Source organism: Rhodovulum sp. PH10 (genome assembly GCF_000293785.1).
In the GTDB taxonomy this organism is placed as follows: Bacteria; Pseudomonadota; Alphaproteobacteria; order Rhizobiales; family Xanthobacteraceae; genus Rhodoplanes.
In genome coordinates this window covers 1-26,616 of record NZ_AKZI01000086.1, presented here as the reverse complement: position 1 = coordinate 26,616, position 26,616 = coordinate 1, and the positions used below count along the sequence as shown (strand labels likewise).

Sequence of the window (26,616 nt, the reverse complement as noted above, 5' to 3'; positions counted from 1 at the left end):
CAGAAATTCGGTGCGTCGTCCAGAGCTATCCGCGCACAGGTCTCATAACAGGCGAGATCGGTCGGATCCGTGAGGCTGCGTCGGACCAGCAGCCAGTGATCGAACGGCTGCCCCGTGCGGGTCGGCAAGCGGAACTGGTGGCTGTGGACGTTCCACCACGGCGAGGACTGCTGCTTCGTCGTCCGGCCGAGCCGCGGCAAGGACGTAGTCGCCGAATTTCTTGGCGAGGTGCGCCCCGCCTTCTGGGTCTCCGACCGCTTCGGCGCCCAGATGGGCTGGGCCACGACCGCCAACCAGGTTTGCCTCGCCCATCTCCTGCGCGATGCCGAGTACGCCGTCGAGGCCGGCGACCTCACCTTCGCGACCGGCTTGCGCCGGCTACTGGTACGGGCCTGTGCGTTCGGCCGTCGCCGACCGGCCCTCGCCGACGCCACGCTGCGGACCGACCACCACCAGCTCGATGACGAGCTCGACCGCCTGCTCCGCATCACCCCGATGCACCCCGAGGGCGACATGCTGAAGCGCGCCATCGCGGGATGCCGGCAGTTCCTGTTCACGTTCATGGCCGAGCGCGCCGTCCCGCCGACCAACAACGGTTCCGAGCGCGCGCTGCGTCCCTGCGCCGTCTTCCGCAAGGTGACCAACGGCTTCCGCTCCGAGTGGGGCGCGCACCTCTACGCCGACATCCGTTCCGTGCGCGAGACCGCTCGCCGCCGCGCCATCGGAGCCCTCGACGCCATCCGCGCGACGCTCAGCCGCGGGCCGCTCGATCGCGGCGTGTCAACGTTGATGGCGACCGCATAGGGGTGAGAAACTACCATCTCCCCGCGGTCGACAGCGAAAACCGCGAAAATCAGTCGATTTCGCAACCCGCGCACAGGTCTCCTAACCGTAATAACTTTTGAGGCAGTCTACTGGCTCGATGCGGTCGCTGACCCGTGTTCGCCCAGCACAAGATCATCAACGAGCCTTCCCGCCCGATATCAACATCGGCCATCTTGTCCTAACGTATCATGAATATCTACGCTTGATTGGTGAAATAGCGACAGCGCAACTAAGTGCTTGCGAGCGCCTCCCGGGTAAGGCAAACTTCTGGTATTTGGACACGGGGACACGACATTGCCGACCCAAACAACTCCGATACACGATCATTATCGGGCGGAACGCCCGGACGATTTGCTGGCGACGCAGCGGCCGGCGGTGCAAGCCATGTTGCGCTACTTCGTGAAAACCGCACTCGAAGCCTTGGAATTCGACAGTTCGAAGAACGGGAGGTCCGGCCGACCCGGCGGAAGCTTTACAGGTCCACCGAAGAACGGGAACGACATCGATCGACCGCAACGTGTCTTCTGCATCGACGGTGGGCGCGGTTCCGGAAAGACCTTCACGCTGCTTTCGGCGGAGCACGCGCTGCACCAGCTCTCGAAAGCCAGAATGTCAGCGGCTGACGACGTATGGATCGAGGAATTCAAAGCGCAGTTGGAGGATTCCTTCCGTTCGCTGATGTCCGCCTGCGGGTCGGCGACACTCGCGCACGTCTTACGGATCATTTTCCCCGGCGACATGGAAGGCGGCGAGTCGCTGATGGAATCGATCTTCGCAGCCATGACCGATGAAATCGAAAAAGCGATCGAGAGGGGAAGGAAGACCGAGCTAGCGGCCGAGACGAACGAAACGTTGGAGCGCCTCAAGACGAGGCTTCGCGAAGAGGTCGCCGAGGGCTGGTACTTCGCCAAGCGATTCGGCCACGAGGCCATCATCCGGGACAGCATCGACTACCGCGACTACGTCACGAACTACGAGAAGGAAACCCGCAAGGCGGCGACCCGCATCGATGCCTGGCGGCGCTTCGTCAATGATTACCTGGACGTCAACCGGGCGGTGATGCTGGTGGTTCTCGTCGACGATACCGACGTCCATCCCGAGCTGACGCAGGACATTCTTCACGCCATACGCATGTTCCTGAACCACCCGCGCATCTTCACGGTGCTGGCCGGCAATCTCAAATCGATGCGGATGAGCCTGCTGTATCTGGCGATGAGCCGGCTCGCGCCGTCGATCGCCGCGTTCCGCGGCGCGGAGATGCACACGCCCGACGAATGGCGGCAGGTCGAGCGGAGGGCCATCGAAGACTACCTGGAAAAGGTCATTCCGCCGTCGCAGAGATTCTTTTTGCGACAGCCGTCCTCGGGCAACACGGACGACGGACGCGGCGTTACCGAAAGCGATTTTCACAAGATCGCCCGTGACGAGCTCCTGAGCATCTGCGATGCGAAAATGCGCGAGGCGCGAGAGCATTTCCTGCAAGCGAAGTTCAGCGTGGCCATCAGTGTCGAGCTCGGCGAGCCGGAAGCGGCGACCGACCTGCACCGCGGCAAGATGGAGAAGTATCTATCGTGGTGGGTGTTCGCCAATCGCTACAGCCGCCCGCTCGCCCCGCGCTCCGCCCGCCAGATCAAGACGTTCTACGATTATTTCGGCAACGACGCCCTGCCCTCGAAGAAGCGGCTGGAAGTCGTGCTGCACGGTGCGTCGGACAATTACATGCTGATTCAGCGGATGGGTGATCAGGACGTGAGGGTCTCGGCCTGGCTGCGCCAACAGAGCCTCGGGTCCGAGTGGTCCGGCCAGCGGGCATTCCTGATCAATACCCGCCGGGTCTACCAAGGCACCTACACCTACGACTTCCTGCGCTATCGGCTCGACGCCGGTCTCGCGATGCCGCTGCGCGAAAATGCCGAAGAGGCCGTTCCCCTCGACTTGCTGCCGCGGCTCTATGGCCGGCGCTTCATGCGCCGATTCTTCCACCCCCGCGTCATGCCTCGCCAGCATCGCCGGTTCGGGGTGGCGCGGCTGATCGACCATGCCGCACTCCCTGGCAATTTCGCCGACTTTTACGACCTCGGCACCTTGCCCGACATCAGCATTGCGCTCCCGCGGAAAGACGATTCCATGTCGAGCCGGGAGAGAGGCGATGCCATGCGCAACGGGAAGTGGGAAGCCTCGCTCTACGGTCGGTGGGTCGAACTGCTCGACGAAGGACAGTACGAGCCTCTGGTGAAGTATTTCACCGAGATCGTTTGCTCCCGCTTGCGCTGGACCGACGAGATCACCTCCGCAACGCTCATGCAGGAGCTGGTGCCGCCGAAAATGGACGAAGTGAAGGACCTGTTCGTCGACGCGGACAAACGGCGCTGGCAGTACGAACGGTACATCGACAGCGAAGTCGAGTCGTTCGACGCTAGGAATTCACCGGCGTCGACCGACGAGGCCGAAGAGTCCGCCCCCGGGGAACCGGCGCTTGGCAGCGGAAATTCCGGGCCGTCTGCCAACGGCAAGTCCGGAGCGACCGACTTCTCCTGGGGTCCGAAGACATGGGCCGAAGCGCGCAGACGATTATTGATGTCCGGAGAACTAGAGAACTCAGGACAAGAGACGCCTCCTGCGAACGCGAATGGAGAGAACGCGAACGGGAAGGGAGAAGAACGCCAGGCGCCCGACGAGGACACCGTCAACAGAGCGAAACGTCTGCTGGCCCTATACTCGGCCCTGGTGACCGATCTCCGCCGGGCCTGGCACGCGATCCGGTTGCACGAGCACGCCCCGCGACTGCCCGGCTTTGGGCAGCTTGCCGATGCGTTGGAGCATAATGACCGAACATGGCGATCCGTGATCGACAACCAGCAGAGGATGGTCCTCTACACGCGCGAACAGGTGGAAGAAATCCTCACCAAGTCGCCATGGACGAAACTCCTGCTTGCGGCCTTCGGATCGGAGAATCTGAACCCGGACGGACTGAATCTCGGGGCGCCGCCCGAAGGCCTGATTCCGGCCCTCCAGAAAAGCGACAAAGCGGTCTTTTGGATTCGTCGGCTTCCGAGGCGATACTCGATCGCATCCGAAGACAAGGAAAAGCGCAAGGACTATAAGAAGATAAGAAAGAACGAATTGAAGGACTGGCAGAAGGCAGAGAGGTCGAATACTGCTGACGAGGCTCAAGACTTCAAAGATTGGATCGATGCAATACGATGTTACGGAAGATCGATTTGCGCCGGCTGGCCTGTTTATGACGACGGTTCCGATTTCACAAAAGGTCTCGCCCTCGAAAATGAGCTAACGGCGAGATTGAAGGACGCTATTGCCAGATTCAAGGAGCACCTGGGAAGGGGTCAAACCGACGAAGAGCCTCGAGCGAACTTCCAGCGCTTCGTCGTGCTTCGAAGAGTACGCGGCCTGCAGGAGGCGGATGTCGCCGACTGGCAGATTGATGTATCGACCCCCATCGATCTGCTTGGCTCGAAAAAGCAGCAGGAAGGGATGCCGGACCAGGAGAAGGCGGAGCAGGAGAGTAACCCGAGGCAGATTGCGAAGCGGCGTACCAACGCTCGGGAAGCCAGGAATTTTCTCTGGCTGATGTTCGGCTTGGCACCGAACCTCCCGGCAATCATCCATACGCAACTCATGGCTTACATCTACGAGGGCGATGCACAGTACAAGGTCACGAAGCTCGAGGGAAACGAGCACGACGGCACCCGGACGGAAGCAGCGCGGGGCGCGTTGACGGCGTATCTGACGGTCTTGACCGAACTGCATCGATGGGTCCTGCTGGTCGGGACCCTAAGTGTTTCCGTCCGCTATGTTCGGCTCAAGTGCATGCACCTTTTCGCCAAGCACTTCATCGATGCCATGCTTCAGGACGTCCCGAACAGGAACGTCCCGTCGAGCCCCAACGACCCGAAAACCGACGAGTTACGGTTCCTTGAAGACTACGACGACGCGAGGCAGGCCTTCCTGGCTCATTGCGATGTGACGGTCTCGCCGATGGACAGTACCAAGACGACGATCGACGAGAAGGCCAAAGCCAAGGCAACCGTCGAAGCGCTCCGAGGCGTGTTCGGACCAACTATTCCGAAGCATCTCGGCATCATGCCGGATATGTCGCCGACATCCTTGTTCGGAGATCATTGGATGCGCGATCTCGTCAATACTCGGGGAGTTCGTGATGAACTCTGTCAGATGCTGGGGCAGCGCGACGGCGAAAAACTGAAGGTTTCGGAGACGCCGGAGCGGAGGACGGCAGTCGACGATCCTGCCGCACCGAAGGGGATGCTGTTCGAGATCGAAACGTGGTTATGGGCGACGAATCGATGCCTGCGCAAGTGGTATCAAACGACGGCCTACCGTCGAATAGATGAACGAATCGACGACCTGCTGCTGTCGAAATCTCAGGAACAATTGAAGGACGACCGGAAGATAGAAGAGCTTATCACGATATTGGACATTCTGGAACCGAAGAAAAAGGAGCCGTAAGAGAATCCCGCCTATGATACGCCGTAAAGGCCGACCAAGTGCTACCCGACCCATCGATCTGACCCCGCGGAGATGCCCATGCTGCTCGGCCGCCGGCGCGGAATGGCGTTTCTTCGTCTGATCGCGAAGGTGCTGATCCTGTGGGACGAGCGCGTCGTCGGCGGATGGCGGCAGGACGATCCGCGCCTGCATAGCGATTTCTTCGACCACTTCGCGTGCGATTTTCCCGACGAGTACCGCCCGCTCTCGCGCACCGACGTCGATGCCGCGGTCGAGTGTTTTCTCGCCGGCCACAAGACGTTGGTCGACTGGTACCGGACCCTGATCGCGCCGCCCGGGATCGTGATCGAGTGGCGCAATCGCCAGCCGTTGATCTCGCCGGCCTGCATCGTCGCCTGGGAACGGCTGTGCACGACGTTCGATCCGGACTCCCTGCTGACGCTCGACCTCGCGGACCGATTCAGCCTCGGCGCGCGGCACGGCCAGCTCGACGAGCTGAACAACTGGCGCACCGTCGTCAGGGTGCAGGACCACGAACTCGCCGCGCTGTGGCGGCGAGGCCTGTCGGACCTGCACATCCACGTGTCGGGGGTCCGCGTGCCTCAGCTCGCCTGGCACGAGCTCGTACAGAAGGCCGTCCCGATCGACACGTTTCGCGTGCTCGCGAAAATCTACGAGAAGGACGGGCGCGATATCGAGCGCGACCGCGAGGAAGCGAACCGGCAATGGGCGACGCTGAGGAGTCATGCCGGGCTCGCCGCGGCCAACCCCGATCTGCTGCGCTCGACCACCGACGAGTGGTGGCGCCCGCTCGACGCGCTCAGGCGACGTGAGCGCCAGTTGCTCTTGAAAGCGTGGTCGACGGTGAAGAACGGGGCGCCGCGCCATGCCGAGATCGAGCGGTCGCTCGACCTTTATCTCTCCCACAAGCATCGGTATTTTCGGCTGGTGCGTCAGGGCACCTTCTCGAGCCCGCCGGGATTGCGGCAGTTCGACAAGCGCTACTTCTCCGCGCTCAAGCGGACCTCCGCGAAGAGGCCCGCCGTATCGTACGGGACCAGCCCGCGGCAGACGCTGACGCCCGAAGGCGACGGCTGCCGCTACCTGATGGAGAGCAACGATCTGCGCCGGATCGAACTGCGCATCGCACCGGCGGAGAGCCGTATCGAGTATCTCCGCTCCTTCAAGGAACGGGAAATGCTGATCGAGCGGCTGAAAGCGGCGCTGAACGCCGCGTGTGCATGGGGCGAAGGGCCTCCGTCTTTGGACATCGATCGCAGGTTTCCCGACATCCGTTATGCGGTTCATTTCAAGCGAACCCGCGGCGCGCCCGCACGCGGGACCGGCCCGGTTGCCGACGCCGAAATGAAGATGCGCGAACTCGATCGTCATACCGCCGCGTTGCGCGCGGCCCTGTCGGATCCCGACGAGACCCGGCGTCGGTGGATGCGGGGCCTGAGCCGCATCGACGTCGCTGGCCAGGAACGCGATACGCCGCTCGCGCTGTTCGCGGTCTACCTCCGGCTTCTGCGTGGGAATCCCGAGACCCTGGAGTTCCTGGAAAAGATGTCCCCGGACGATCCGATCGCGCCGTGGTTCGAATATTGGCGGCGCCTCCTGTGGCGCGGCGAGCACCGGCCCAGTCTCGGCGAGTCGCGAATCGGGCTGACGGTGCACGCCGGCGAGGACTTCGCGGATCTGCTCGACGGACTGTACCAGGTCGGCGCCGCCGTTCACGTCGTCGGCCTGTGCGCCGGTGACGGCATCGGTCACGGGCTGGCGCTGACCAGCGAGTTCGAGGCCTTCGGCATGCGGGCGCCTGACTACGTGATGATGCCGCTCGGCACTGCCCACGACAGCCTGTGCTGGCTGCATCGGTTCGTCGACGAGTTCGGCGATGTGTCCCCGACAGCGCGCGAGCGCGACACCCTCCATACTTTGATCCGCGAGACCGGCGAAAAGGCGTATGCCGGTCTCGACGCGGGCTTCGTAAACGCCAAGACCGCTGACTACGTCTGGCTGTGGGAGAACCGGGTGCTGCCGCGCTGGGCGCGAAGCCGTGTACCGGCGCAACGCGATCACATGTTGAGAAAGGCTTGCAGCCGGCCGGCCCTGTTGAGCCGCGAGCGGATGGCCCCGGCCGACCCGCGACGCCGCGATCTCGACGGACTGGTGAGCTGGGCCCGTGACAAGCTGATGTCCCAGATCAAGAAGGAGCGGATCGTCATCGAGATGAATCCCGGTTCCAACCTTCGGGTTTCGGGTGCGCCAAGACCGCAAGATTCTCCAACCGTTCGCCTTTTCCAGGCCGTTGGGGACGGCTTGTTGGCGTGCATCAACACAGATAATCCCGGCGTATTCACCAGCTGCATCGAGAACGAATATGCCTTGCTTCTCGCGGGTGCTGTCGAAAGTGGTGTGCCCGAGGGACGTGTTCGCGAACTGCTGGAGCGTGTCCGCCAAATCGGGATGGAATTGGTTTATTGGCCGACCTCTCCAAACAGTCCACATGAAGACTTTATGAAGCGCAATTGGAGGTAGGACTCAGGTCGCTGGCGTTTGTCGTACGGTTCCCGCCATCCAAGCAACCCGCCTCATTGCCCATAGGTGAGTCCGAACACGGTGTCGGCGAGCCACCGCCGGAAGGCCGGGTTGTCGCTGAACTGCTTGAACAGCTCGGTGTCGTCCTTCATCACATTGATGATGACGCGGGACAACGCCTTGTCGTGCTCGATGCGGGCGTTCTGCTTGTCCGAGTTCTTCTTGGCGTTCTGGTAGGCGGTATCGGCGGCGACCTTGTCCGGGATGTCCTTCGTGATCAGCTGGCGGACGCGATCGCTGTCCTCCCAGGTGATGTTGCCCCACATTTCGTTGAATGACCGGAGGATGTTCGAGAGGCGGTCGATCTCGGCGTCCTGGTCGGCTAAGCGAATCTGTTCGGCGGCGCGCTTCTCGACCCGGTAGCTGTCCATGTCGATCGCTTGGAGGATCCCCTTCGACAGATCCTCTTCCTTCGGGGCGGGCAGCTTGGGCACGAGGAAGCTCAGGAAGATCGACAACTTCTCCCACTCGGCGTTGGTGTAAGGCAGGATCGTCGACAGGAAACCGTAGGTGCGGACGAACGCTTTCGCCTTGCCCTTGAACTCGACCTGTCCGTCCTCGTCGAGATGCTCCTTGTAGACGGCGACGCGGGCGTCGAGGGTCGGGTCGAGCTTGTCGCGGTCGGCACCATCGAGATAGAGCGCCACGAGCTGGTCGACTTGAGCCGAACCGTACACCTCGGCCGCGTCGAGCGCCGACTTCAGGTCGTGCAGCTTGTTGGGGTCGGTCTCGTCACTGAGGATCGTCGTCCGGTAGTACGGCTCGAAGGCCTTGCGGATGCTCTCGGCGTCGTTCTGGAAGTCGAGCACGAAAGTATCGTACTTCTGGGGATGCGCGCGATTCAGCCGGGACAGCGTCTGCACCGCCTTCACGCTCGACAGCGGCTTGTCGACATACATGGTGTGCAGGAGCGGCTGGTCGTAGCCGGTCTGAAACTTGTCTGCGCACACCAAGAACCGGTACGGGTCCTCCTCGATCCGGTCGGGAATATCCTTGGACGGAAAGCCGTTCAGCGACGCTTCGGTCACCTTCACGCCGCCGTACTCGTGCTCGCCCGAGAACGCCACGATCGCTCGGTGCGGACTCTTGCGCTCCGTCAGATAGTCGCGGATGGCGTGAAAATACTGGATCGCCCGCTCGATGCCGCCGGTGACCACCATCGCCCGCGCCTGACCGCCGATCTTGCCGGCCGCCAGCACCTGCTCGTGGAAATGGTCGACCATGATCTCGGCCTTGAGCCGGATCGCGTGGTCGTGGCTCTCGACGTAACGCCGCAGCTTCTTGGCCGCGCGCTTGGTGTCGAACTCGGGATCATCTTCGACGGTCTTGATCAGCCGATAGTAGCTGTCGACCGGCGTGTAGTTCTTCAGCACGTCCAAGATGAACCCCTCCTGGATCGCCTGCTTCATCGTGTAGCTATGGAAGGGGCGGTGCTTGACGGCACCCGCCTCAGGAACGGCGGTCCCGAAAATCTCCAGCGTCTTGTTCTTGGGCGTCGCCGTGAACGCGAAGTAGCTCGCATTCGGCAGGAGCTTGCGAGCCTCCATGATGCGGTTGATCTTGTCCTCGACGGTCTCCTCCTCTTGCGCCGCGCCGGCCGCGGAGAGCGCGATGTTAAGCGCCGCCGCGGTGCTGCCGCCCTGGCTGGAGTGGGCCTCGTCGATCACGATGGCGAAGCGCCGGTCGCGGTGCAGAGTGCCGATGTCGTCGAGGATGAAGGGGAATTTTTGGACCGTCGAGATGACGATCTTCTTGCCGCTCTCGATGAAGCGGCGAAGGTCGCCCGAGTGGTCGGCGTGTCCGACCGTGGCGCCGACCTGCGCGAACTGCCTGATCGTGTCGCGGATCTGCTCGTCGAGGATGCGGCGGTCGGTGACCACGATCACCGATTCGAACACCGGCGCCTGCTCGGTCCGCAGCCCGACGAGCTGGTGGGCGAGCCAGGCGATGGAGTTGGACTTGCCGCTGCCGGCCGAATGCTCGATCAGGTAGCGGTGGCCGACGCCATGCTGCCGCGCATCGGCGAGCAGGGCGCGGACCACGCCGAGCTGGTGATAGCGCGGGAACACCTGCTCGCGCTTCACCTTTCCGGTCTTCGGGTCGCGCTTCTCGACGATCTGGGCGTAGTTCTCCAGGATGTCGGTCAGCCCCTGCGGCGTCAGGATGTCCTTCCAGAGATAGTCGGTCTCGAGCCCGCCCGGGTTGGGCGGATTGCCGGCGCCGTCGTTCCAGCCGCGGTTGAACGGCAGGAACCACGACGGCTTGCCCTTCAGATGCGTGCAGAACCGCACCTCGGCGTCGTCGACGGCGAAATGCGCGATACACCGGCCGAACTCGAACAACTTTTCGCGCGAGTCGCGGTCGCGCCGGTATTGTTCGATGGCATCCTCGACGGTCTGCTTGGTGAGGCTGTTCTTCAGCTCGAAGGTCGAGACCGGAAGGCCGTTGACGAACAGCGCGAGGTCGAGCGCGTTGGCCGTCTCGGTGGCGCTGTAGCGGAGCTGCCGGGTCACCGAGAACCGGTTGGCGGCGAAGCGCTCGGCCGCCTTGGCATTGCCGGGCGAGGGAGTGCCGTAGAACGCGGTGATCTCGTGCTGCTGATGCTTCAAGCCGTGACGCAGCACGTCGACAATGCCGCGCTTGCCGATCTCGCCCTGCAGCCGGGCGAGGAACTTCTGCCGGGTCGGGCCGTCGTGATCGAGGTCGAGCGCCTCGACGAGCGGCGGCTGGGTGGCGGCGATGAAGGCGCGGAACTGCGGAAGGTCGATGGTCCAGGCTCGGTCGTAATCGGCGGGATTGCCGAGTCGCCAGTTGTGCAGCCCGACATAGGGCTCGGGGTCCTCGGCGAAGCCGCCGTCGTCCAGCCCGTGTCTGCGGCCGGTCATCTGCGCGACGATCAGGGCTTCGAGCCCCTTCTCGGTCGTGTCCGTCGTCATCCGCTCACGGGATCATGTGGAACGAGCCACCCCTTCGCGGCGAGCACATCCAGGGCGAGCTCGATCTGTCCGGCCGAAAACCGCTTCTTCCGTTCGTTCCAGGCGTAGGTGTGCGCGATCGCGGCGTCGAGTTGCACGGCCCCTTCGCGGGCGGCGACCCAATGGACAGTCGCCAGCAGCTCGAGACCGAACGGCGTCTCGAAGCCCTCGACGAGATCGGCGACCCGGTCGAACCGCGCCCGTGTGTCGCCGTGCTGCGCCAGGAACGCTCCCGCGTCCCCGACGGCCCCAGGCACCAGCTCCAGCGGCTTCTCGGGGGCATCGCCGCCGTCGGCATAGCCGGACACGAGATGTCCCTCGACCGCCCGCAGCACGTGCCGGAGGTTTTCCGCATAGGGGCCGTACAGGCCCTTCGTGTAGCTCAGCCTCAGCGGCTGCCCGGCCTCCTGCAGGAAGTACATCAGCTTGTGCACCTCGAGCAGGGTGACGAACGGGTCCATCAGCCCGCCGAGATAGCGGTGCATCAGCCCCACCAGGGCGGCCCGGCCCTCGGTCATGCGCGGAACCTCGCGGGAGGCCGTGACCGGCTTGGCGTCGGCCGCGGCATGCGGCTCGAAGACGACGACCCGGAGGCCGTCGAGCCCGCCGAGCGCCGCCTCGATCCGGGGCCGCACGGCGCGCCAGTCGAGCCCGCCCAGCCCGGCGCCGAGCGGCGGGATCGCGATCGACCGGATTTTTCGCGCCCGGATCTCGTCCGCCAGGGCCGCGAGGCCGGCGTCGATGTCCTCCATCCGGCTCTTGCCGCGCCAGTGCCGCTTGGTCGGGAAATTGACGATGTACTTCGGTGCGAGCTGGCCTGTCTCGACGACGAACATCCGCCCGGGCTGCACCTCGCCGCGTGCGCAGGCAGCCGCATAGGCCTTGAAATTCGCCGGATAGGCATTCTTGAACTGGAGCGCGATGCCGCGCCCCATGACGCCGACACAGTTCACCGTGTTGACGAGCGCTTCCGCGTCCGCCTGAAGAATGTCTCCGGTCCGGAATTCGATCATCGCGGCACCATACCGAATCAGTAGTACCAATCGCCGCGGATTTCGACCCTTGGGTTGTGGTCGATTCCTCGGATTGTGTTGAAAACCTGCTGGGCAACGCCCTGCGACTGCACGCCGATCCGTTCGATTAGCGACCACGGGACGCTTTCGTGGACCAGGAACTCGGCCTGCTTGCCTTCCTTCACGTCGGCCGACCGGAAGTCCCTGTTGTGGACCGCAGGCCAGTTCACCTCGTCGAGCTGATCGAGGTCCGATCCGAACTGGGTATAGGTCGCCCCGGCATTGGACAGCGAGAACGCCCACCGGCGCCCGGTCTCCTCCGCCCAGGCGACGACGCGCCGGAGGTCGAACTCCAGATGCACGATCAGCCCCTGTCCGCCGCGGTAGGTGAGTTCCTCGGCATTGGCGCAGTGGATGACGAACAGCATGATCGAGCGCGGGCAGAAGTAGAACGGCACAAAGTCACCGACGCAGGTGCCCGGATGGCACCACACCGGCAGCCGCAGCCGCCGCGCCTTGATGGTGCTCATCCCGATCGTCGTTCCCGCTCCCTGCCGCCCGACCATCACCGCATCGGACCACAGGCAGCCGTCGGCGATGATCGACGCCAGCCGATCAACATGGACGATGTGGTAGATTTTCGGGTGTGCGGGCGGCTGCGGCATCGTCAGGCGGCGGCCTCCTCGGCATCGACTTCGTCTGCGACTTCTTCCAGGTCGTCCTCGTAGAGATCTTGGACGGTCTCCACCTCCATCTCTGGAAGACGCGCCGCCGCATCGCGAACATCGAGCTTTCCGGTGACGACATCAGCGAGAAGACGCGTCCTGAATTCGATCAAAAGTGACGTCTCGCGGTTGATGCTGTCGATCGCCTTCGTTATCCGTTCAGTCGCATCTCTCAAAAACACCAATATCGCGTCTTGCTCAGAGCGTGGTGGAACCGCGAAAACGATCTCCTTCATTCGGCCGAGGCCGAGATCCTGGTTGGTTGCGCCCCGCGTGTAGAGTTGAGATTGCTCGTAGCATCGCGGCGAGTTGAGTAAGAACGCCAGATAATGCGGGTCCATTTTAGAACGAATTATTTTCAGGACCGCCACGTGGACCCATACTTGGAATTTGAAATCGAGGTCGACGGCGCGAGCGACGCCTGTCGTTCCCCCCTTCGTGTATAAGACATCTCCGACCGCCGGCAGCACGCGCCGACTGAATTCAATGAAATCGGACTCGGAGATGTATTTCACGTCGTCCAAGCTCCACCGATCGACCTTGATGTTCCTTGCGGATAGGAATGGCACTCCCTCGTCATGATAGTCCGGCGAATGATGAGGGCCATCTACGGCACGGCGGATGACGCGTCGCAACGTGACCGGCTCCCAGGAGGCCGGTATCTGGCCAATCCAATTGGTTCCAGAGGGCTTGAACTCGACACCCGGAGCTAGGCCACAGGTTACAGCGCGGTGGATGACTGCCTGTCCTTGCTCATTCAGAAGCGTGATCAGTTTCTTCTTGGATCGGATCAGCTTGGCTGTCTGCGCACCGTGCCAGTCCAGAAACTGCACGATCAGCTGCTGCTCTTCCGCAGGCGGAACACAGGACGCGATCTGCTTGAACGACTCCCAGTAGAGCCGGTTGCGATCCGGCACGATGCCGCGGGAGTAGGTCTCGACCTCGCGCATGTAAGCCGCTGTGCGGAACAGGTACGCGAAGTAGGGTGCGAAGGTGTCCTCTCGCGGCCGAACGACCCCATAGGCCGGGCTGACGAGGCCATCGGTCGGCACCACACCGACCGCGCCCTGCCACATGCGCATCATGTTGTAGGCGAGGTCGCCCTTGGCCGCGCGTTGGTACTTCGACCGGTCGGTCATCTGCTGCTTGCGGGTGCCGTTCTCCAGGTCGCGAACCCGCACGCCGGTCCGAAGCGAGACTTCAAGAATGGGCAGGTCCGGATACCCGGTCTCCTTACGAATTCCGAACAGCCGGCCGTTCCGCCGCACGTCCCAATGCGCCGGCACCTCGGGCAGCCACGCCAGCCCGATCGGCTTCATGTCCGGATACGGCCGAAGTCCCTCGATCACGGCACAACTCCGATGATCTGCTCCAGCAGCCCTTCGGTCTCCTTCTGCACGGCGAGAATGTCGGCGCGGATCTCGGCGAGCGAGCGCAGCGGCTGCAGCTTGTAGAAGTAGCGCGTGAAGCTGATCTCGTAGCCGATGGTGGTCTTTCCGGCGTCGATCCAGGCGTCGGGCGCGTGCGGCAGCACCTCGCGGCGGATGAACGCCACGATGCCGCCGGGCTCGGTGAGCGGCACCGTCTCGGTGTCGCGCAGCTCGCTGTCCGGCTCGTACTCGACGACGCACGGCTTTCCGGCGATGGTGACCGGAAACAGGCCGTGCAGCGGATCGGCCTTGGTCTTGCCGCCCTTGTGGATGCGGCGGATCACAGGCAACCCGTCCTCGGCGATGCGGCCTTCGTCCTTCAGCGCCTTGATCTCCTTCGGCGTGTAGGCACGGGCCCCGTCGATGCCGCGCGCCCGCAGCGGCCGCTCGACCGTCACCTTGGAATAGCCGAATGCCGCGTTGTCGAACATGCGCGACTGCTCGGTCTCCTCGAATTTTTGGAACGTCTCGACGATCCGGTCGATGTCCGGCTCGTCGAGCTTGCAGTTCTTCTTGCCGAGATTCTTGCGCAGCGGCTTCGACCATGCGGTCGCGTCGATGAGCTGCACGCGTCCGCGACGGTGCTCCGCCTTGCGGTTGCTCAGCACCCAGACATAGGTCGCGATGCCGGTGTTGTAGAACATGTTCAGCGGAAGTGCGACGATCGCCTCCAGCCAGTCGTTCTCGATGATCCAGCGCCGCACATTGCTCTCGCCGCTGCCGGCGTCGCCGGTGAACAGCGACGAGCCGTTGTGCACCTCGGCGATGCGGCTGCCGAGCGGGGTGCCGTGCTTCATCTTCGAGAGCATGTTGGCGAGGAACATCATCTGCCCGTCGCTCGACCGGGTGACGAGGCTGTACTCGGCGTCGTCCGCGTGGGTGACGACGAAGCGCGGGTCCTTGATGCCGTCCTTGCCGCCCATCCGCTCCAGGTCGCCCTTCCAGCTCTTGCCGTAGGGCGGATTCGACAGCATGAAGTCGAACTCGCGCGACGGGAACGCATCGCGGGCGAGCGTCGACCACTCCGGCCCGCCGACGATGTTGTCGGCCGCCGCGCCGTCGCCCTTCAGCAGCATGTCGGCCTTGCAGATCGCATAGGTCTCGGCGTTGATCTCCTGGCCGAACAGGTGGGTGGAGACCTGCTTGCCGCGCTCGGCCGCGAGCTGTTCCAGCGTCTCCTCCGCCAGCGTCAGCATGCCGCCGGTGCCGCAAGCGCCGTCGTAGAGCAGGTAGGTGCCCGATTCGATGCTGTCGGCGACGGGCAGGAAGATCAGCCGCGCCATCAGCTTGACGACGTCGCGCGGCGTCCAGTGCTCGCCGGCCTCCTCGTTGTTCTCCTCGTTGAACCGGCGGACCAGCTCCTCGAAGATCGTCCCCATGGCGTGGTTGTCGAGGCCGGGGTGTTTCACCGAGCCGTCGCCGTTGGTGACCGGGGCGGGGCTGAGATTGATGGACGGATCGAGAAACTTCTCGATCAGGGTGCCGAGCGCGTCCGCCTTGGAGAGGCGGGGGATCTGGTTGCGGAACTCGAACTTTTCCAGGATGTCCTGGACGTTGGGCGAGAAGCCGTCGAGATAGGCCTCGAAGTCCGCCTTGAGCTGCTGCTGGCTCGCCCGGCCGCGCAGATCGCGCAGCGTGAACCGCGAGGTGTTGTAGAAGTCCTGGCCCGCGGCCTGCCGCAGGGCGGCGTCCTGGTTGGTGATGCCCGCCTTGTCGAGCCTGGCCTTCATGGCGATGACGTCGGCTTTGGTCGGCTCCAGCACGGCGTCGAGCCGGCGCAAGACCGTCATCGGCAGGATGACGTCCCGGTACTTGCCGCGCACATAGAGGTCGCGCAGCACGTCGTCCGCGATGCCCCAGATGAAGTTGGTGATCCAACCGAGATCGCCATTGGTCATGCGGTCCGCTCTCCCCAGCGTGATCCCCTTGACTCGACTTGGCTTTATCGTCCGACCCGGGGGGGCAACGCCGAGCGAGTCCGAAGGCAGTGCCGAGGCTTACGACATCCTCGATCGCTGGTCGACCCGCGGGAGGTCGGGGGGCGCAAAATCCCGGCGCGGGGGCGGAGCCCGGCGGTGCCCTTCTCGTGCGGCGGCAATCGGCGGAGACGGTCCGCAGGCCCGCACGCTCGGCCCGGGAGTGGGCCCCGACGACCGGGGGATCGCCCGCGATGGCGCCGTGCGACTCGGGCCGGAGTCGGCCTATTTTGCGGTGGTTGCCGAGCGGTCGAGCACCGTCCGATGTCCCGGCCGGTTCCTCCGGCTCGCGTGTCCGGGGTCACCCACGATGTCGAGCGCCGACGACGAAGACCAGATCACGGTGCGATATATTCGGGAGCACCAGGGCACGAGCATCGGTGCAGAAACGAGAGTTTCAAGCAGCAGCGCGCGATCTCTGCTCGAGGCCGGCATCGTCGTCGACGCACGGGAATGGCATGCGGCGCGTGCCGCAGCGCTCTCTGCTGAATTTGGTGCCATCGAGATCGACCCGGCAGCGACGCTCGCGCACAACTTCGTTAACGCAGTCATCGCGGATCGGAAGGTGCAGGCGGCCGGGGTCTGGGTCTGCCTGGAGGCACCGCGCTTCAGGCCGGTGTTCGAGCGAGGCGTCTACCCGGAGGCGATCGACAACGGGTTACGAAAGTGGCCGGTCGTTCTCGACCTTGACAGACTGACAGCGCAATTCAGGCCGGGAGGAACGTCCGGTACCGCTTCAAATCCGTTCGGGGACAGGTCCTTCTGGGAACGTCGCCCGACGCCTGTGAACGAGGAGGTCGCCGGTCTCGTCGTGTCGGCGATCGTGGATCGCCACCAAAACTTCTTCGCTCCGTTGTGCGATGGCCGTCTGATGCTCGACGGGGTTTTTCGAGCCACCGGAACGCTGCAGCAGGTCGAGCCGCGATCGCTCGATGCGCGGAAGTGGATCGACCTCGACGACACCGGCTTGTATGAGCTCGAACCGGACGGCTCTTTTCGGCATGTGTGGGAAGGGCTGACGATCAGATCGGCCGAAGCTTCGAGCGCAAGCGTCGAAACGACCGGGGTGACCTCTCCTGCCGCCGTCGAGCCGGCGCCCGTCACGGCATGGATCGACGTCAGCCGACTGGGCCGACGTCTGCAGAAGGTGCACGTCGCAGTGGTCGAGTTGTGGCAGGGGACGATCCCGGCCGTGTACGGGCCGAAGGAGATACACAACCACGTCCACGATCATCTGCAGCGCCGAAAGATGGGGACGGTGAGCCCGAGCACGATCAAACGCTACATGCAGGAGTATCGGCAGGCCGAAAAGAACCGGCAGTCCTGACAGCCGGAATCGCAGGTCAGTTTCTTATCCTGATCGCTCTGACCCGACTTGACCCGGTTTGGTCCCTTTTGGACCAAGCGACTCGCTCTGCTTCGTGACGGAATGCGCGCCGTCGCAACCAAGTCGAAGAGCGAGCATACGATGATCGACACCACACGACATCCCCTCGTCGGCCCGGCCCCGGCTACCATCGCGCCGAGCCCCATGGGCGCCGATCCCGACGCCGCGTACAACGAGAACCAGGCGGCAACGCTCCTCGGCGTCTCGGTGCGGACCCTGCAGGCCTGGCGGGTGCGCGGGGGCGGCCCGCCCTACGTCAAGATCGGCCGCGCGGTCCGCTATCAGCGCCGCGCCCTCGTGACCTTCCAGCAGCAGAACACCGTGACCTCGACGACCGAGGCCGATGCCCGGAGGTCCCGGTCATGACGACGCGGGGCAAGGGGCTGTTGCCGGACGACCTCGCCGCCGCCTGGATCCGCGAGTTGCGTCGCGGGCCGTTCGAGGTCACGGTGACAACCGCGCGCTTGTTCGAGCGTGCGACGCAGCCGATCGCCGGCGAGATGGCGATGGCGATCTGGCATTTCAGCGAGCGTCTGAAGGACGGTCGAATCCGGCTCCACGTGCCGATTGGCCCCTGTTTTAGGGACAACATGATCAAGCCGGGGCAGAGCCGATGGCCCGTCGACTTTGATCCACGAACAGGGATGTGGGACAGCCCGGGTGCGGCGCCCTTGTTCCCCGGCATCGACACCCTCGCCACGCATGTCTGGCGGGTTCTGGGCCGGCCGGATATCGGGATCATCGATGCGCGGTCGGCGCTGCTGATCAGCCTCGCTCGCGCGCTTCTTTCGGTGCTGGCGAAAGAGCAGCGCCGATCGAGGTCCCGGTCGCCGAACCCGGGGGAGGACGCCCCATGACATCGTCCGCCGGCGGCCGCCGCATCGCCTTTGCTCGCATCGCGGCCGAGGCTCGGCTCTACGCCGACGTGCTCGTGCCGCGGTGGTTGCCGGACGGGAGCCGCGCGGGCGACGAATGGATCTCGCTCAACCCGACGCGTGCCGATGGTCGCCGGGGATCCTTCAAGGTCAATCTCGCGACCGGACGGTGGTCGGACTTCGCCACCGGCGACGCCGGCGGCGATCTCGTCTCGCTCGCCGCGTACCTGTTCGGCCTGACGCAGAGCGCGGCGGCGCTGAGGATCGCCGAGATGCTGGGGCGGGACCCCTATGAATAGTCGCGCCCCCTTCTCGCCGGTCTCTCGCTCGTCGGGAACGAGCCGCCGCGCACCGCCGACCTTCGACAGAACGTCCGGCTGGGTTCCGGTGGTGCCGGTGCCCGCTGACGCGCCCCGGCCGCCGGCCGCACATTTCAAGCTGGGCCGCCCGATCGCGACCTGGACCTACACGGACGCGGCCGGCGACGTTCTCGGACACGTGTTGCGGTTCGATGTGGCCGGCGGCGAGAAGGTTTTTCGGCCGCTGGTGTTCATGCGGCGGACAACCAGAGAGGCCAGGGCGGAATGGCGCTGGGAGTCGTGGCCGACGCCACGACCCCTGTACGGGCTTCGGGAGCTCGCCGAAAGGCCGGCGGCCCCGGTCGTGATCACCGAGGGCGAGAAGGCCTGCGACGCGGCGAGGACATTGTTGCTGTCGGCGGTCGTGATCACGTCGCCGAACGGATCGAAGTCCGCCGCCAAGAGTGACTGGTCGATGCTGCGCGGACGGGATGTCGTGATCTGGCCGGATGCCGATGCCGCGGGTTTTTCCTATGCGCGCGCGGTCGCCCGGCTGGTACGAGAAGCCGGCGCAACCTCGGTTGCGGTCGCCATGCCGCCCGCGGGCGTCACGAGTGGCTGGGATGCGGCGGACGCGCTCGCCGAGAGCTGAACCACGAGCCGAGCAGCCGACTTGATCGCCGGGGCCGTGATGCCCGAGGAGTTCGCCGACACAACCGCCGTCCCGTCAGCCTCGCGGAACGATGACGTCATCGAGGACGACAAAGCGGCCGGCGGTCGGCGACGGCCGCCACAGCGCGATCTGCTGATCGGTCTGACCGAGTGCGTCGCGCTCTGGCACGACGCGAACCGCACCGCCTTCGCGACCTTCCCGCTCGGCACCCACCGCGAGCATTGGCCGGTCAGGGGACGCGAGTTCAGGATGTGGCTCAGCGGCCGCTTCTACGAGGAGACCGGCGGCGCGATCGGCGGGCAGGCGCTCGAGGACAGCATTCGCATCCTCGAGGCGCGCGCCGTCAATGACGGGCCGATGCACGAGTGCTTCACGCGCATCGGCTACGCCGGCAGCGCGATCTACATCGACCTCGGCGACCCGAGCTGGCGCGCGGTCGAGATCACGGCCACCGGATTTGCGGTGGTCGAGAAGCCGCCAGTGAAGTTGACGCGCTCGCCCTCGATGCGCCCGCTGCCCGAGCCGGAAGCGGGCGGCCTGATCGAGGAACTCCGGCAGTTCGTAAACGTGCGGTCCGACGAGGACTTCATGCTGGTGGTGGCGTGGCTGATCGCGGCGCTCCGCCATCGTGGTCCGTTCCCCGTCTTGGCGGTCGGCGGCGAGGCCGGCTCCGGCAAATCGGTGTTCTCGCGGATGATGCGGTCCCTGATCGATCCGAGTGCGGCCCCGATCCGCGCGGTGCCGAGGGACGACCGCGACCTCGTGGTGTCGGCCGGCAACTCCTGGGTGCTCGCCTTCGACAATCTGAGCGCCGTGCCGGTGTGGCTCGCCGACGCGCTCTGCCGGCTCGCGACCGGATCCGGGTTCTCCACGCGGATGCTCCATACCGATCGCGACGAGATGATCTTCGAGGCGGCGCGGCCGATCATCATCAACGGCATCTCGTCACTCACCGACCGCGCCGACCTAGCCGATCGCTCGGTGACGATCCACCTGCGGATGATGCCCGAGCGCCGGCCGGAGGACGAGCTGCTGGCCGCTTTCGAGCGCGCCCGCCCGCGCATTCTCGGCGCGTTGTTCGATGCGGTCTCGCGCGCGCTCGCAGACATCGACCGGGTCCGCCTCGATCATCCCCCGCGCATGGCGGACTTCGTGAAGTGGGTCACGGCCGCCGCGCCCGGGCTCGGCTGGGACCGCGACGCCTTCCTGGCGGCCTACGCCGAGAACCGCCGCGACGTGTCGGAGGCGACGTTCGAGGCCGATGGGGTGGCGGTCGCCATCTGGAAGCTCCTCACCACCGGGCCCGACGACAAGTTCGAAGGCACCGCGACCGAGCTGCTCGACGCCGTCAACGCGATGGTCCCGGAGTTCGCCCGAAGGTCGCGGTACTGGCCGCAGAACGCCGCCCAGCTCGGCAGCCGCGTGGCGCGTGCGGCCCCGCTGCTGCGCGCAAAGGGCTGCATCGTCGAGCGCCGGCACTCGGGATCCCGCACCATCACGATCCTGCTGCCGCAGTATCGGTTCGCTTGACGGCCCAGCCCGGTAGCCGTGCTCCCCGCGCCCTGTCTCGACGTCGACGCAGCCACGTGACCGAAGCCGACGGAGAGCGCCGGCAGCCCGGTGGCGCTGCCCCGTGCCTCATGGCCGCGACGCCCGGTGTCGTGGCGGCAGCTGGACGGCCCCGGACGGCGATGGACAGCGCCGCATTCGGCTGCAAGTCATTGAGCTTGCGGAAATCCGCACGGACTGGACGGGTTGGACGGCCTGCTTTTTCTATGAAGAGGGAAGAATAGAAGAGCATGCCCCGACCCATGCGAATGCGCATGGCCCGCACTTCACGCCGACCGCAACAGCCTCGGCGATCCGGCACCCATTGAAGCCGCGCGGGCATCACGGCGACAGCGACCTCGGCGGCATTGCTGCTTACGTGGTGCTTACGTGGGTCGAGTGCCTACCGGGTGCCAGTTCAACCTACTTCGTAAATAATTGTAAAAGCGGTATTTTTTGGTGCCGGCTGAGGGATTCGAACCCCCGACCCCCTGATTACAAATCAGGTGCTCTACCAGCTGAGCTAAGCCGGCCCGGACCGGCGGCGACCGAGCGGCCGGCGGTACGGCACGGCGCCCCGCCGAGGTGATCGGCCGGGCGCCGTGCGGACGCCTCTATACCAAAACCCGTGAGCCGGCGGCAATCCTCGCGTGTCGGATCGGTCCGGCGGCGTCCGGTGCCCGGCCGGCGGCGCCGCGGGACATCCGACGGACACGCTGACGGACGTGCGGAACACTCGACGAACGCACCGGCGGACGCACGGGGCGAACGCACAGCGGGGCGGCGTAAATACCCCGAAAGACGGCGACAGGCACAGGCGGCGGCCGGCACGCGCGGCGCGGCGAGCTTCGTCCCCTCGCGCTTCGCCCCACCGAGGAGAGCGAGCGCGTGCAAAAAGGCAGCCCGCAATGCGGTACTTCGCCACCGTCCGGCATCCCGTTCGAAAAACCCGCACGCGACGGATCGCGGAGCGGACTTCGGCTTCCCCCATAACCTGGCTTTTACTCGAAATCGGCAGATTGGCGAAAGCATCCGCCGACCCGACACCGGACCGGCGGCCGCGCCGGGCGCCGGGGGCGTCCGGCTCCTCCAGCAGCCGGCGCCGGTGGTGCCGAGCCCGAGGCGCCCGCCGTGCACGATGCCATCTCCGCCATCGCCGACGAGGTCCGATCGGCCGCCACCTCGACCGAAGGCACCTTCGTCGAGACCGGGCAGCGGCTCGGCGCCTCCGCCGCGACGCTGGAGGATCTCACCGCGCTGTTCGGCACGCTGCAATCCGCGCTCGAGAGCGACACGCTGCACGCGGCGACCGCCAGCCTCTCGTCGGTCGCCGGAAAGGCGGCCGATCTCGCCGGCGCGAGGCGCGACGAGCGCTCGGCGCTCGACCGGCTGAGTGCCGTCTCGGCGACGCTGCGGCGGCGGATCGACGACATCGCCCGCGAGGTGCGCACCATCGACGTGCTGGCGATCAACGGCCGCATCACCGCGTCCGGCATCGGCGGGGCGGGCGAGGAGTTTTTGGATTACATCGGCGAGATCGGCCGCTCGCTGAAGATCACCGAGGCGAACCTCCGGCACTTTCGCGACGACCTGGTGCAGGTCGGGCATCACGTCGACATCGCCTGCGCCGGCGAGGCCGCGTTCGACGCCCGCCATGCCGAGACGGTGGTGGTGGTGCCGCGCCAGCTGTCGCGCAGCGTCGAGACGATCGCCGGGCGCTGCCGGGCGGCCGCCGGCGCCGCCGCCGGGGTCGGCGTCCGCTCGCAGGAGGTCGCCCAGGAGATCGGCCGGGTGGTGATGGCGCTGCAGACGGGCGACGCCGCCCGCCAGCGGATGGAGCATGTCGAGACCGCCGCGGCGATGCTGGTCGCGATCCTGTCGGGCGAGCGCGCCGACGGGCCGTGGGCCGCCCTGCCCGCCCCCGAGCGCGCCGCGCTCGCCACCGCCGGCTGCGCGCTGCTCGCCGCCCAGCTCGCCGACACCGCCGACGAGCTCGAGCGCGAGATCGCCTCGGTGCACGGCGTGCTCGGCCGGCTCGCGGTCGATGCCGAGGAGATCGTCCGGCTCGGCCAGGACGTGTTCGGGGCGAGCGCGCACGGCGGCGGCTCCGGCGGGTCGTTCCTGCAGGAGCTCGAGGAGGACGTGCGGCGCGCCCGCGAGCTGTTCGAGGGATTTCACGACGCGCGCTCGCGCGCCGACGAGGTGATGGCCGAGGTGCTGCGCATCTCCGGCCGGCTGGTCGAGCACATCGGCACGGTGCGGGCGGTGGAAGCCGACATCCGCATCATGGGCGTCAACGCGACGCTGAAGAGCAGCCGGCTCGGCTCGGTCGGACGCCCGCTCGCGGTGATCGCCGAGGAGCTGACGCTGTCGTCCTCGCGCACCGGCGCGGAAGCGGCCGCCGCCACCGGCGACGTCGAGACGATCACGACGACCGCGAGCACGCTCGCCGGACAGAACCAGACGCAGCGGCTCGCCGAGATCGCCGCGGTGACCACCTCGATGGACGAGGCGATCGGCCGGCTGCACGAGGTGGCGCAGACGCAGGTCTCCGCGCTCGCCGCGCTGGCGCAGGACGGCACGACGGTGGTGCGGGTGCTGACCGAGACGACCGCCGGGCTCGCGGCGGCCGAGACGATCGCATCGACCATCCGCTACGCGGCCGCACGTTTTTCGGAGCAGGTGGCGGCGGCGAAGGCGGCCGGCACGGCTGCACCCGACCCGAACCACCCGGCGACCGTGGGCCTGTATGCCGAGATCGCCGCGCTCTACACGATGGCGCGCGAGCGCACCGTCCACGCGGCCCACGCGCCGCGCACGGCGGCCCCGCCGACCGCCCCGGCCGCCGCCGGCTCCTCCGGCGCGGCCGAGACGAGCGCGGACGCCGCGCTCGACGACATCTTTTTCTGAGCTCTTCCGCCAGCCAGGAGCGAGGCCGCGCCCGAGCAGGGGCGCGGTGATCCGCCGTCAGCGCCGCGCGGCGCGCAACAGCTCGGGGGCGAGCTGGTCGAGCGGCAGCACCAGCGCGGCGGCGCCGAGCGCGATCGCCTCCTTCGGCATGCCGAACACCACCGAGGTCGCCTCGTCCTGCGCGACCGTGTGGGCGCCCGCCTGCTTCATCTCGAGCAATCCCTTGGCGCCGTCGTCGCCCATGCCGGTCATGATGATGCCGACCGCGTTCGCCCCGGCGAAGCGGGCGGCGGAGCGGAACAGCACGTCGACCGAGGGGCGATGGCGCGACACCAGCGGCCCCTCCTTGATCTGCACGTAATAGCGCGCACCCGAGCGTTGCAGCAGCATGTGGCGGTCGCCGGGCGCGATCAGCACCCGGCCGCGCAGGGCGGTGTCGCCGTCGACCGCCTCCTTCACCTCGACCTCGCACAAGGAGTCGAGGCGCTTCGCGAAGGTCGCGGTGAAAACCTCCGGCATGTGCTGGACGATCAGGATCGGCGGCGAGTTCGCCGGCAAAACCTCGAGCACCGCGCGCAGCGATTCCGTGCCGCCGGTCGAGGCGCCGATGCAGATGATGGTTTCGGTGGTGCGGGCCATCGCCTGCCCGGCGACCGGCGCCGGCAGCATCACGTCGGCGGTGAGCTTCTTCTGCGGCGTGCGAGGGCCGCCGTTGACGGCCGGCGCCCGCCGCGGCACGCGCTGCAGCCGTGCCCGCGCCGCGCCCTTCACGGCGTCGCAGATGCGCACCTTGGATTCGACGAGGAAGCTGGCGACGTCGACCCGCGGCTTGAGGATCACGTCGACCGCGCCGGCCTCGAGCGCCTGCATCAACGTCTCGGAGCCGTGCTCGGTGAGCGAGGAGCACATCACCACCGGCACCGGGTGCTGGCTCATCAGCTTGCGCAGGAAGGTGATGCCGTCCATCCGCGGCATCTCGACGTCGAGCGTGATGACGTCGGGCACCTCCTCCTGGATGCGGCGGGCGGCGGCGAACGGGTCGGCGGCGGTGCCGATCACCTCGATCTCCGGATCGGAGTTCAGGATGCTCGACAGGGTCTGCCGCACCGAGGCGGAATCGTCGACGATCAGCGTACGGATCTTGTTGGTCATCGACCTATATCCGGCGGAAGACGGAGGCGCCGATCGGCTGGACCGGAAGCTCGGCGCCCGACAGCGTCTCGGAATGGCCGAGGAACAGATGACCGCCCGGCCGCAGGTGCTCGCACAGCCGGCGCAGCACCCCGAGCTGGGTCGGCTTGTCGAAATAGATGAGCACGTTGCGGCAGAACACCACGTCGAGCTCGCGCTCGACCGGATAGTTCGGCTCGATCAGGTTGACGCGCCCGAACTGCACCCGCGCGCGCAGCTCCGGCACGATCCGCATCAGGTCGGAGCCGCGATCCTTGGCGCGCATGGTGTAGCGGGCGCGCAGATCGAGCGGCACCGGGGCCAGAAGCTCGGCCGCGTAGATGCCCATGCGCGCGGTCTCCAGCACGCCGGTGCAGATGTCGGTGGCGTAGACGAAGCTCGCGAGATCGGGAAAGCGCGTGCGCGCCTGCTCGGCCAGCACCATCGCGATCGAGTACGGCTCGGCGCCGGTGGAGGCGGCCGCGCTCCACACCTTCAGCGACGCCCGCAGGCCGGCGTTGCGCCGCTCGGCCACCACCTGCGGCACCACCACCTCGGCGAGCACGCGGAAGTGGGCCGCCTCGCGGAAGAACTCCGTCTTGTTGGTGGTGACGGCGTCGATCAGCTCGACCTCCTCCGTCACCAGCCCGTTGTGCAGGAACAGGTAGTCGCAATAGTCGGACAGGCTGTCGAGGCCGAGCGCGCGCACCCGCTTGCGCAGCCGGCCCTCCAGCATCGTGGTCTTGCCCTCCGGCACCTTGATGCCGCTGTAGCGCTCGATGAAGTCGGCGAGGCGCTCGAACTCGCGCGGCGACAGTCGATCCTCGATGTCGATCCAGGGCGGCACGGCGTCCGGTCTGTCGAAGGCGTTGCTCATGGTGCTCCAGGTCGCGACCGGCGGGGCGGGAAAGCGTGCGGCGTTCGCCCCGAGCGACGCGCGATCGACAGGGATGCTCTGCATGGTCAGGCCGCGACCGCGCTACCGGCGCTACCGGCGCCGCCGGCCCGCTGCGCCGACAAGAGCGCCTTGTCGGCGGAGAACATGCGCACGATGTCGAGCACCACCACGAAGCCCTCGCCGTGGCGCCCGACGCCGGCGATGTGGCCATTGTCCCACGGCGCGCCGATGTCGGGCGGCGGCTCGATCTGGCGGGCCGACAGCGCCGTCACCTCGAACACGCGGTCGGCGACCAGGCCGAGCGCGAGGCGCCGCTCGCCGAGCGTCACGTCGAGCACCACGATGCGCGTGTTCTCGTCCGGCGCGATCCGCGGCAGGCCGAGCCGGGTGCGCAGATCGATCACCGGCACCGCCCGGCCCCGCACGTCGATCAGCCCGTCGAGATGGGCCGGCGCCTCGGGGATGCGAAACACCGGCATGATCGGCAGGATTTCAACCACCATCGCGACCGGCAGGGCGAAAACCTCGCGGTCGATGCCGACCGTGACGAAATAGCCGTCGCCGGCAGGGGACACGTGCACCATGATCAACTCGCGCGTTCGAAGTCGTGGTCGTGAACGTCTGGACCGCCGGCGGAGAGATCGAGATTGAATCCCTTCCCGCTCGCCGGCTTGCCGCGGCCATAGGCGGCCCGCACCTTCTCCACCAACATGTTGGCGCCGCTCGCAGGCGGCCGGCTACCGCCCTCGCCGGCCCGCGCCGGCTTCGCCCGGCCCTCGCCCGAGCCCGCCGCGCGCCCGCCGCCGTGCGTCGCCGCCTGCGACCC

General features: G+C 66.2%; 19 protein-coding genes and 1 tRNA gene. 10 read left to right on the top strand and 10 right to left on the bottom strand.

Annotation, left to right across the window (positions count from 1 at the left end; all coding sequences use genetic code 11):
* Positions 1 to 114 precede the first annotated feature (114 nt).
* From A33M_RS14450 to A33M_RS14440, 3 genes are all read left to right on the top strand, one after another.
* Positions 115 to 804, top strand: coding sequence for an IS66 family transposase (locus A33M_RS14450; protein ID WP_008388414.1), 690 nt, complete (start codon positions 115 to 117; stop codon positions 802 to 804).
* A 405-nt stretch (positions 805 to 1,209) separates the two neighbouring features.
* Positions 1,210 to 5,310, top strand: a complete 4,101-nt coding sequence (locus A33M_RS14445; RefSeq protein ID WP_157223490.1) for a P-loop NTPase fold protein — start codon at positions 1,210 to 1,212, stop codon at positions 5,308 to 5,310.
* Between the two features lie 78 nt (positions 5,311 to 5,388).
* Positions 5,389 to 7,851, top strand: coding sequence for a hypothetical protein (locus tag A33M_RS14440; protein ID WP_008388410.1), 2,463 nt, complete (start codon positions 5,389 to 5,391; stop codon positions 7,849 to 7,851).
* Positions 7,852 to 7,904: 53 nt separating this feature from the next.
* On the opposite strand, the gene A33M_RS14435 is transcribed toward A33M_RS14440, so the two are convergent.
* The 5 genes from A33M_RS14435 to A33M_RS14415 are packed head-to-tail and all read right to left on the bottom strand — an operon-like array spanning position 7,905 to position 15,952.
* Positions 7,905 to 10,847, bottom strand: a complete 2,943-nt coding sequence (locus A33M_RS14435; protein WP_008388409.1) for a type I restriction endonuclease subunit R — start codon at positions 10,845 to 10,847, stop codon at positions 7,905 to 7,907.
* Complete coding sequence (gene darG, locus A33M_RS14430; RefSeq protein ID WP_008388407.1) at positions 10,844 to 11,899, bottom strand: type II toxin-antitoxin system antitoxin DNA ADP-ribosyl glycohydrolase DarG; 1,056 nt, start codon at positions 11,897 to 11,899, stop codon at positions 10,844 to 10,846. Before darG ends, A33M_RS14435 begins: the two co-directional genes overlap by 4 nt.
* A gap of 17 nt (positions 11,900 to 11,916) precedes the next feature.
* Positions 11,917 to 12,564 (bottom strand): type II toxin-antitoxin system toxin DNA ADP-ribosyl transferase DarT, encoded by a 648-nt coding sequence (darT, locus tag A33M_RS14425; protein WP_008388405.1) that lies wholly within the window; start codon positions 12,562 to 12,564, stop codon positions 11,917 to 11,919.
* 2 nt (positions 12,565 to 12,566) lie between these two features.
* Entirely contained in the window at positions 12,567 to 13,973 is a 1,407-nt protein-coding gene (locus A33M_RS14420) for a restriction endonuclease subunit S (RefSeq protein ID WP_008388403.1), read from the bottom strand.
* The gene (locus tag A33M_RS14415; protein WP_008388401.1) at positions 13,970 to 15,952 is read right to left on the bottom strand and encodes a type I restriction-modification system subunit M; all 1,983 of its coding nucleotides are present in this window, start codon (positions 15,950 to 15,952) and stop codon (positions 13,970 to 13,972) included. Before A33M_RS14415 ends, A33M_RS14420 begins: the two co-directional genes overlap by 4 nt.
* 388 nt (positions 15,953 to 16,340) lie before the next feature.
* On the opposite strand from A33M_RS14415, the gene A33M_RS14410 reads away from it, so the two are divergent.
* From A33M_RS14410 to A33M_RS14385, 6 genes are all read left to right on the top strand, one after another.
* Positions 16,341 to 17,357, top strand: coding sequence for a hypothetical protein (locus tag A33M_RS14410; RefSeq protein WP_157223489.1), 1,017 nt, complete (start codon positions 16,341 to 16,343; stop codon positions 17,355 to 17,357).
* Between the two features lie 141 nt (positions 17,358 to 17,498).
* Positions 17,499 to 17,783: a helix-turn-helix domain-containing protein gene (locus tag A33M_RS14405; RefSeq protein ID WP_237718385.1), complete on the top strand. Its 285-nt coding sequence runs from the start codon at positions 17,499 to 17,501 to the stop codon at positions 17,781 to 17,783.
* The gene (locus tag A33M_RS14400; RefSeq protein WP_008388391.1) at positions 17,780 to 18,274 is read left to right on the top strand and encodes a hypothetical protein; all 495 of its coding nucleotides are present in this window, start codon (positions 17,780 to 17,782) and stop codon (positions 18,272 to 18,274) included. Before A33M_RS14405 ends, A33M_RS14400 begins: the two co-directional genes overlap by 4 nt.
* Positions 18,271 to 18,591, top strand: coding sequence for a hypothetical protein (locus tag A33M_RS14395; RefSeq protein ID WP_008388389.1), 321 nt, complete (start codon positions 18,271 to 18,273; stop codon positions 18,589 to 18,591). Before A33M_RS14400 ends, A33M_RS14395 begins: the two co-directional genes overlap by 4 nt.
* Before the next feature lie 97 nt (positions 18,592 to 18,688).
* Complete coding sequence (locus tag A33M_RS14390) at positions 18,689 to 19,243, top strand: hypothetical protein (protein WP_157223488.1); 555 nt, start codon at positions 18,689 to 18,691, stop codon at positions 19,241 to 19,243.
* 21 nt (positions 19,244 to 19,264) lie between these two features.
* Positions 19,265 to 20,794: a hypothetical protein gene (locus A33M_RS14385; protein WP_202801899.1), complete on the top strand. Its 1,530-nt coding sequence runs from the start codon at positions 19,265 to 19,267 to the stop codon at positions 20,792 to 20,794.
* Between the two features lie 475 nt (positions 20,795 to 21,269).
* Here A33M_RS14385 and A33M_RS14380 read toward each other — a convergent pair.
* Positions 21,270 to 21,345 (bottom strand) — tRNA-Thr (locus A33M_RS14380).
* Positions 21,346 to 21,943: 598 nt separating this feature from the next.
* Here A33M_RS14380 and A33M_RS14375 point away from each other — a divergent pair.
* Entirely contained in the window at positions 21,944 to 23,722 is a 1,779-nt protein-coding gene (locus tag A33M_RS14375; RefSeq protein ID WP_008388381.1) for a hypothetical protein, read from the top strand.
* A gap of 57 nt (positions 23,723 to 23,779) precedes the next feature.
* Here A33M_RS14375 and A33M_RS14370 read toward each other — a convergent pair whose 3' ends face one another.
* From A33M_RS14370 to A33M_RS14355, 4 genes are all read right to left on the bottom strand, one after another.
* Positions 23,780 to 24,874 carry a protein-glutamate methylesterase/protein-glutamine glutaminase gene (locus tag A33M_RS14370; protein WP_008388379.1) on the bottom strand — a complete coding sequence of 365 codons (1,095 nt, stop codon included), beginning with the start codon at positions 24,872 to 24,874 and terminating at the stop codon, positions 23,780 to 23,782.
* Positions 24,875 to 24,878: 4 nt separating this feature from the next.
* On the bottom strand, positions 24,879 to 25,853 hold the full coding sequence (locus tag A33M_RS14365; protein WP_008388377.1) for a CheR family methyltransferase: 975 nt from the start codon (positions 25,851 to 25,853) through the stop codon (positions 24,879 to 24,881).
* A 2-nt stretch (positions 25,854 to 25,855) separates the two neighbouring features.
* Positions 25,856 to 26,374, bottom strand: coding sequence for a chemotaxis protein CheW (locus tag A33M_RS14360; protein WP_008388375.1), 519 nt, complete (start codon positions 26,372 to 26,374; stop codon positions 25,856 to 25,858).
* Between the two features lie 2 nt (positions 26,375 to 26,376).
* The coding region (locus tag A33M_RS14355) for a hypothetical protein (protein WP_040620712.1) at positions 26,377 to 26,616 on the bottom strand (240 nt) is incomplete at its 5' end.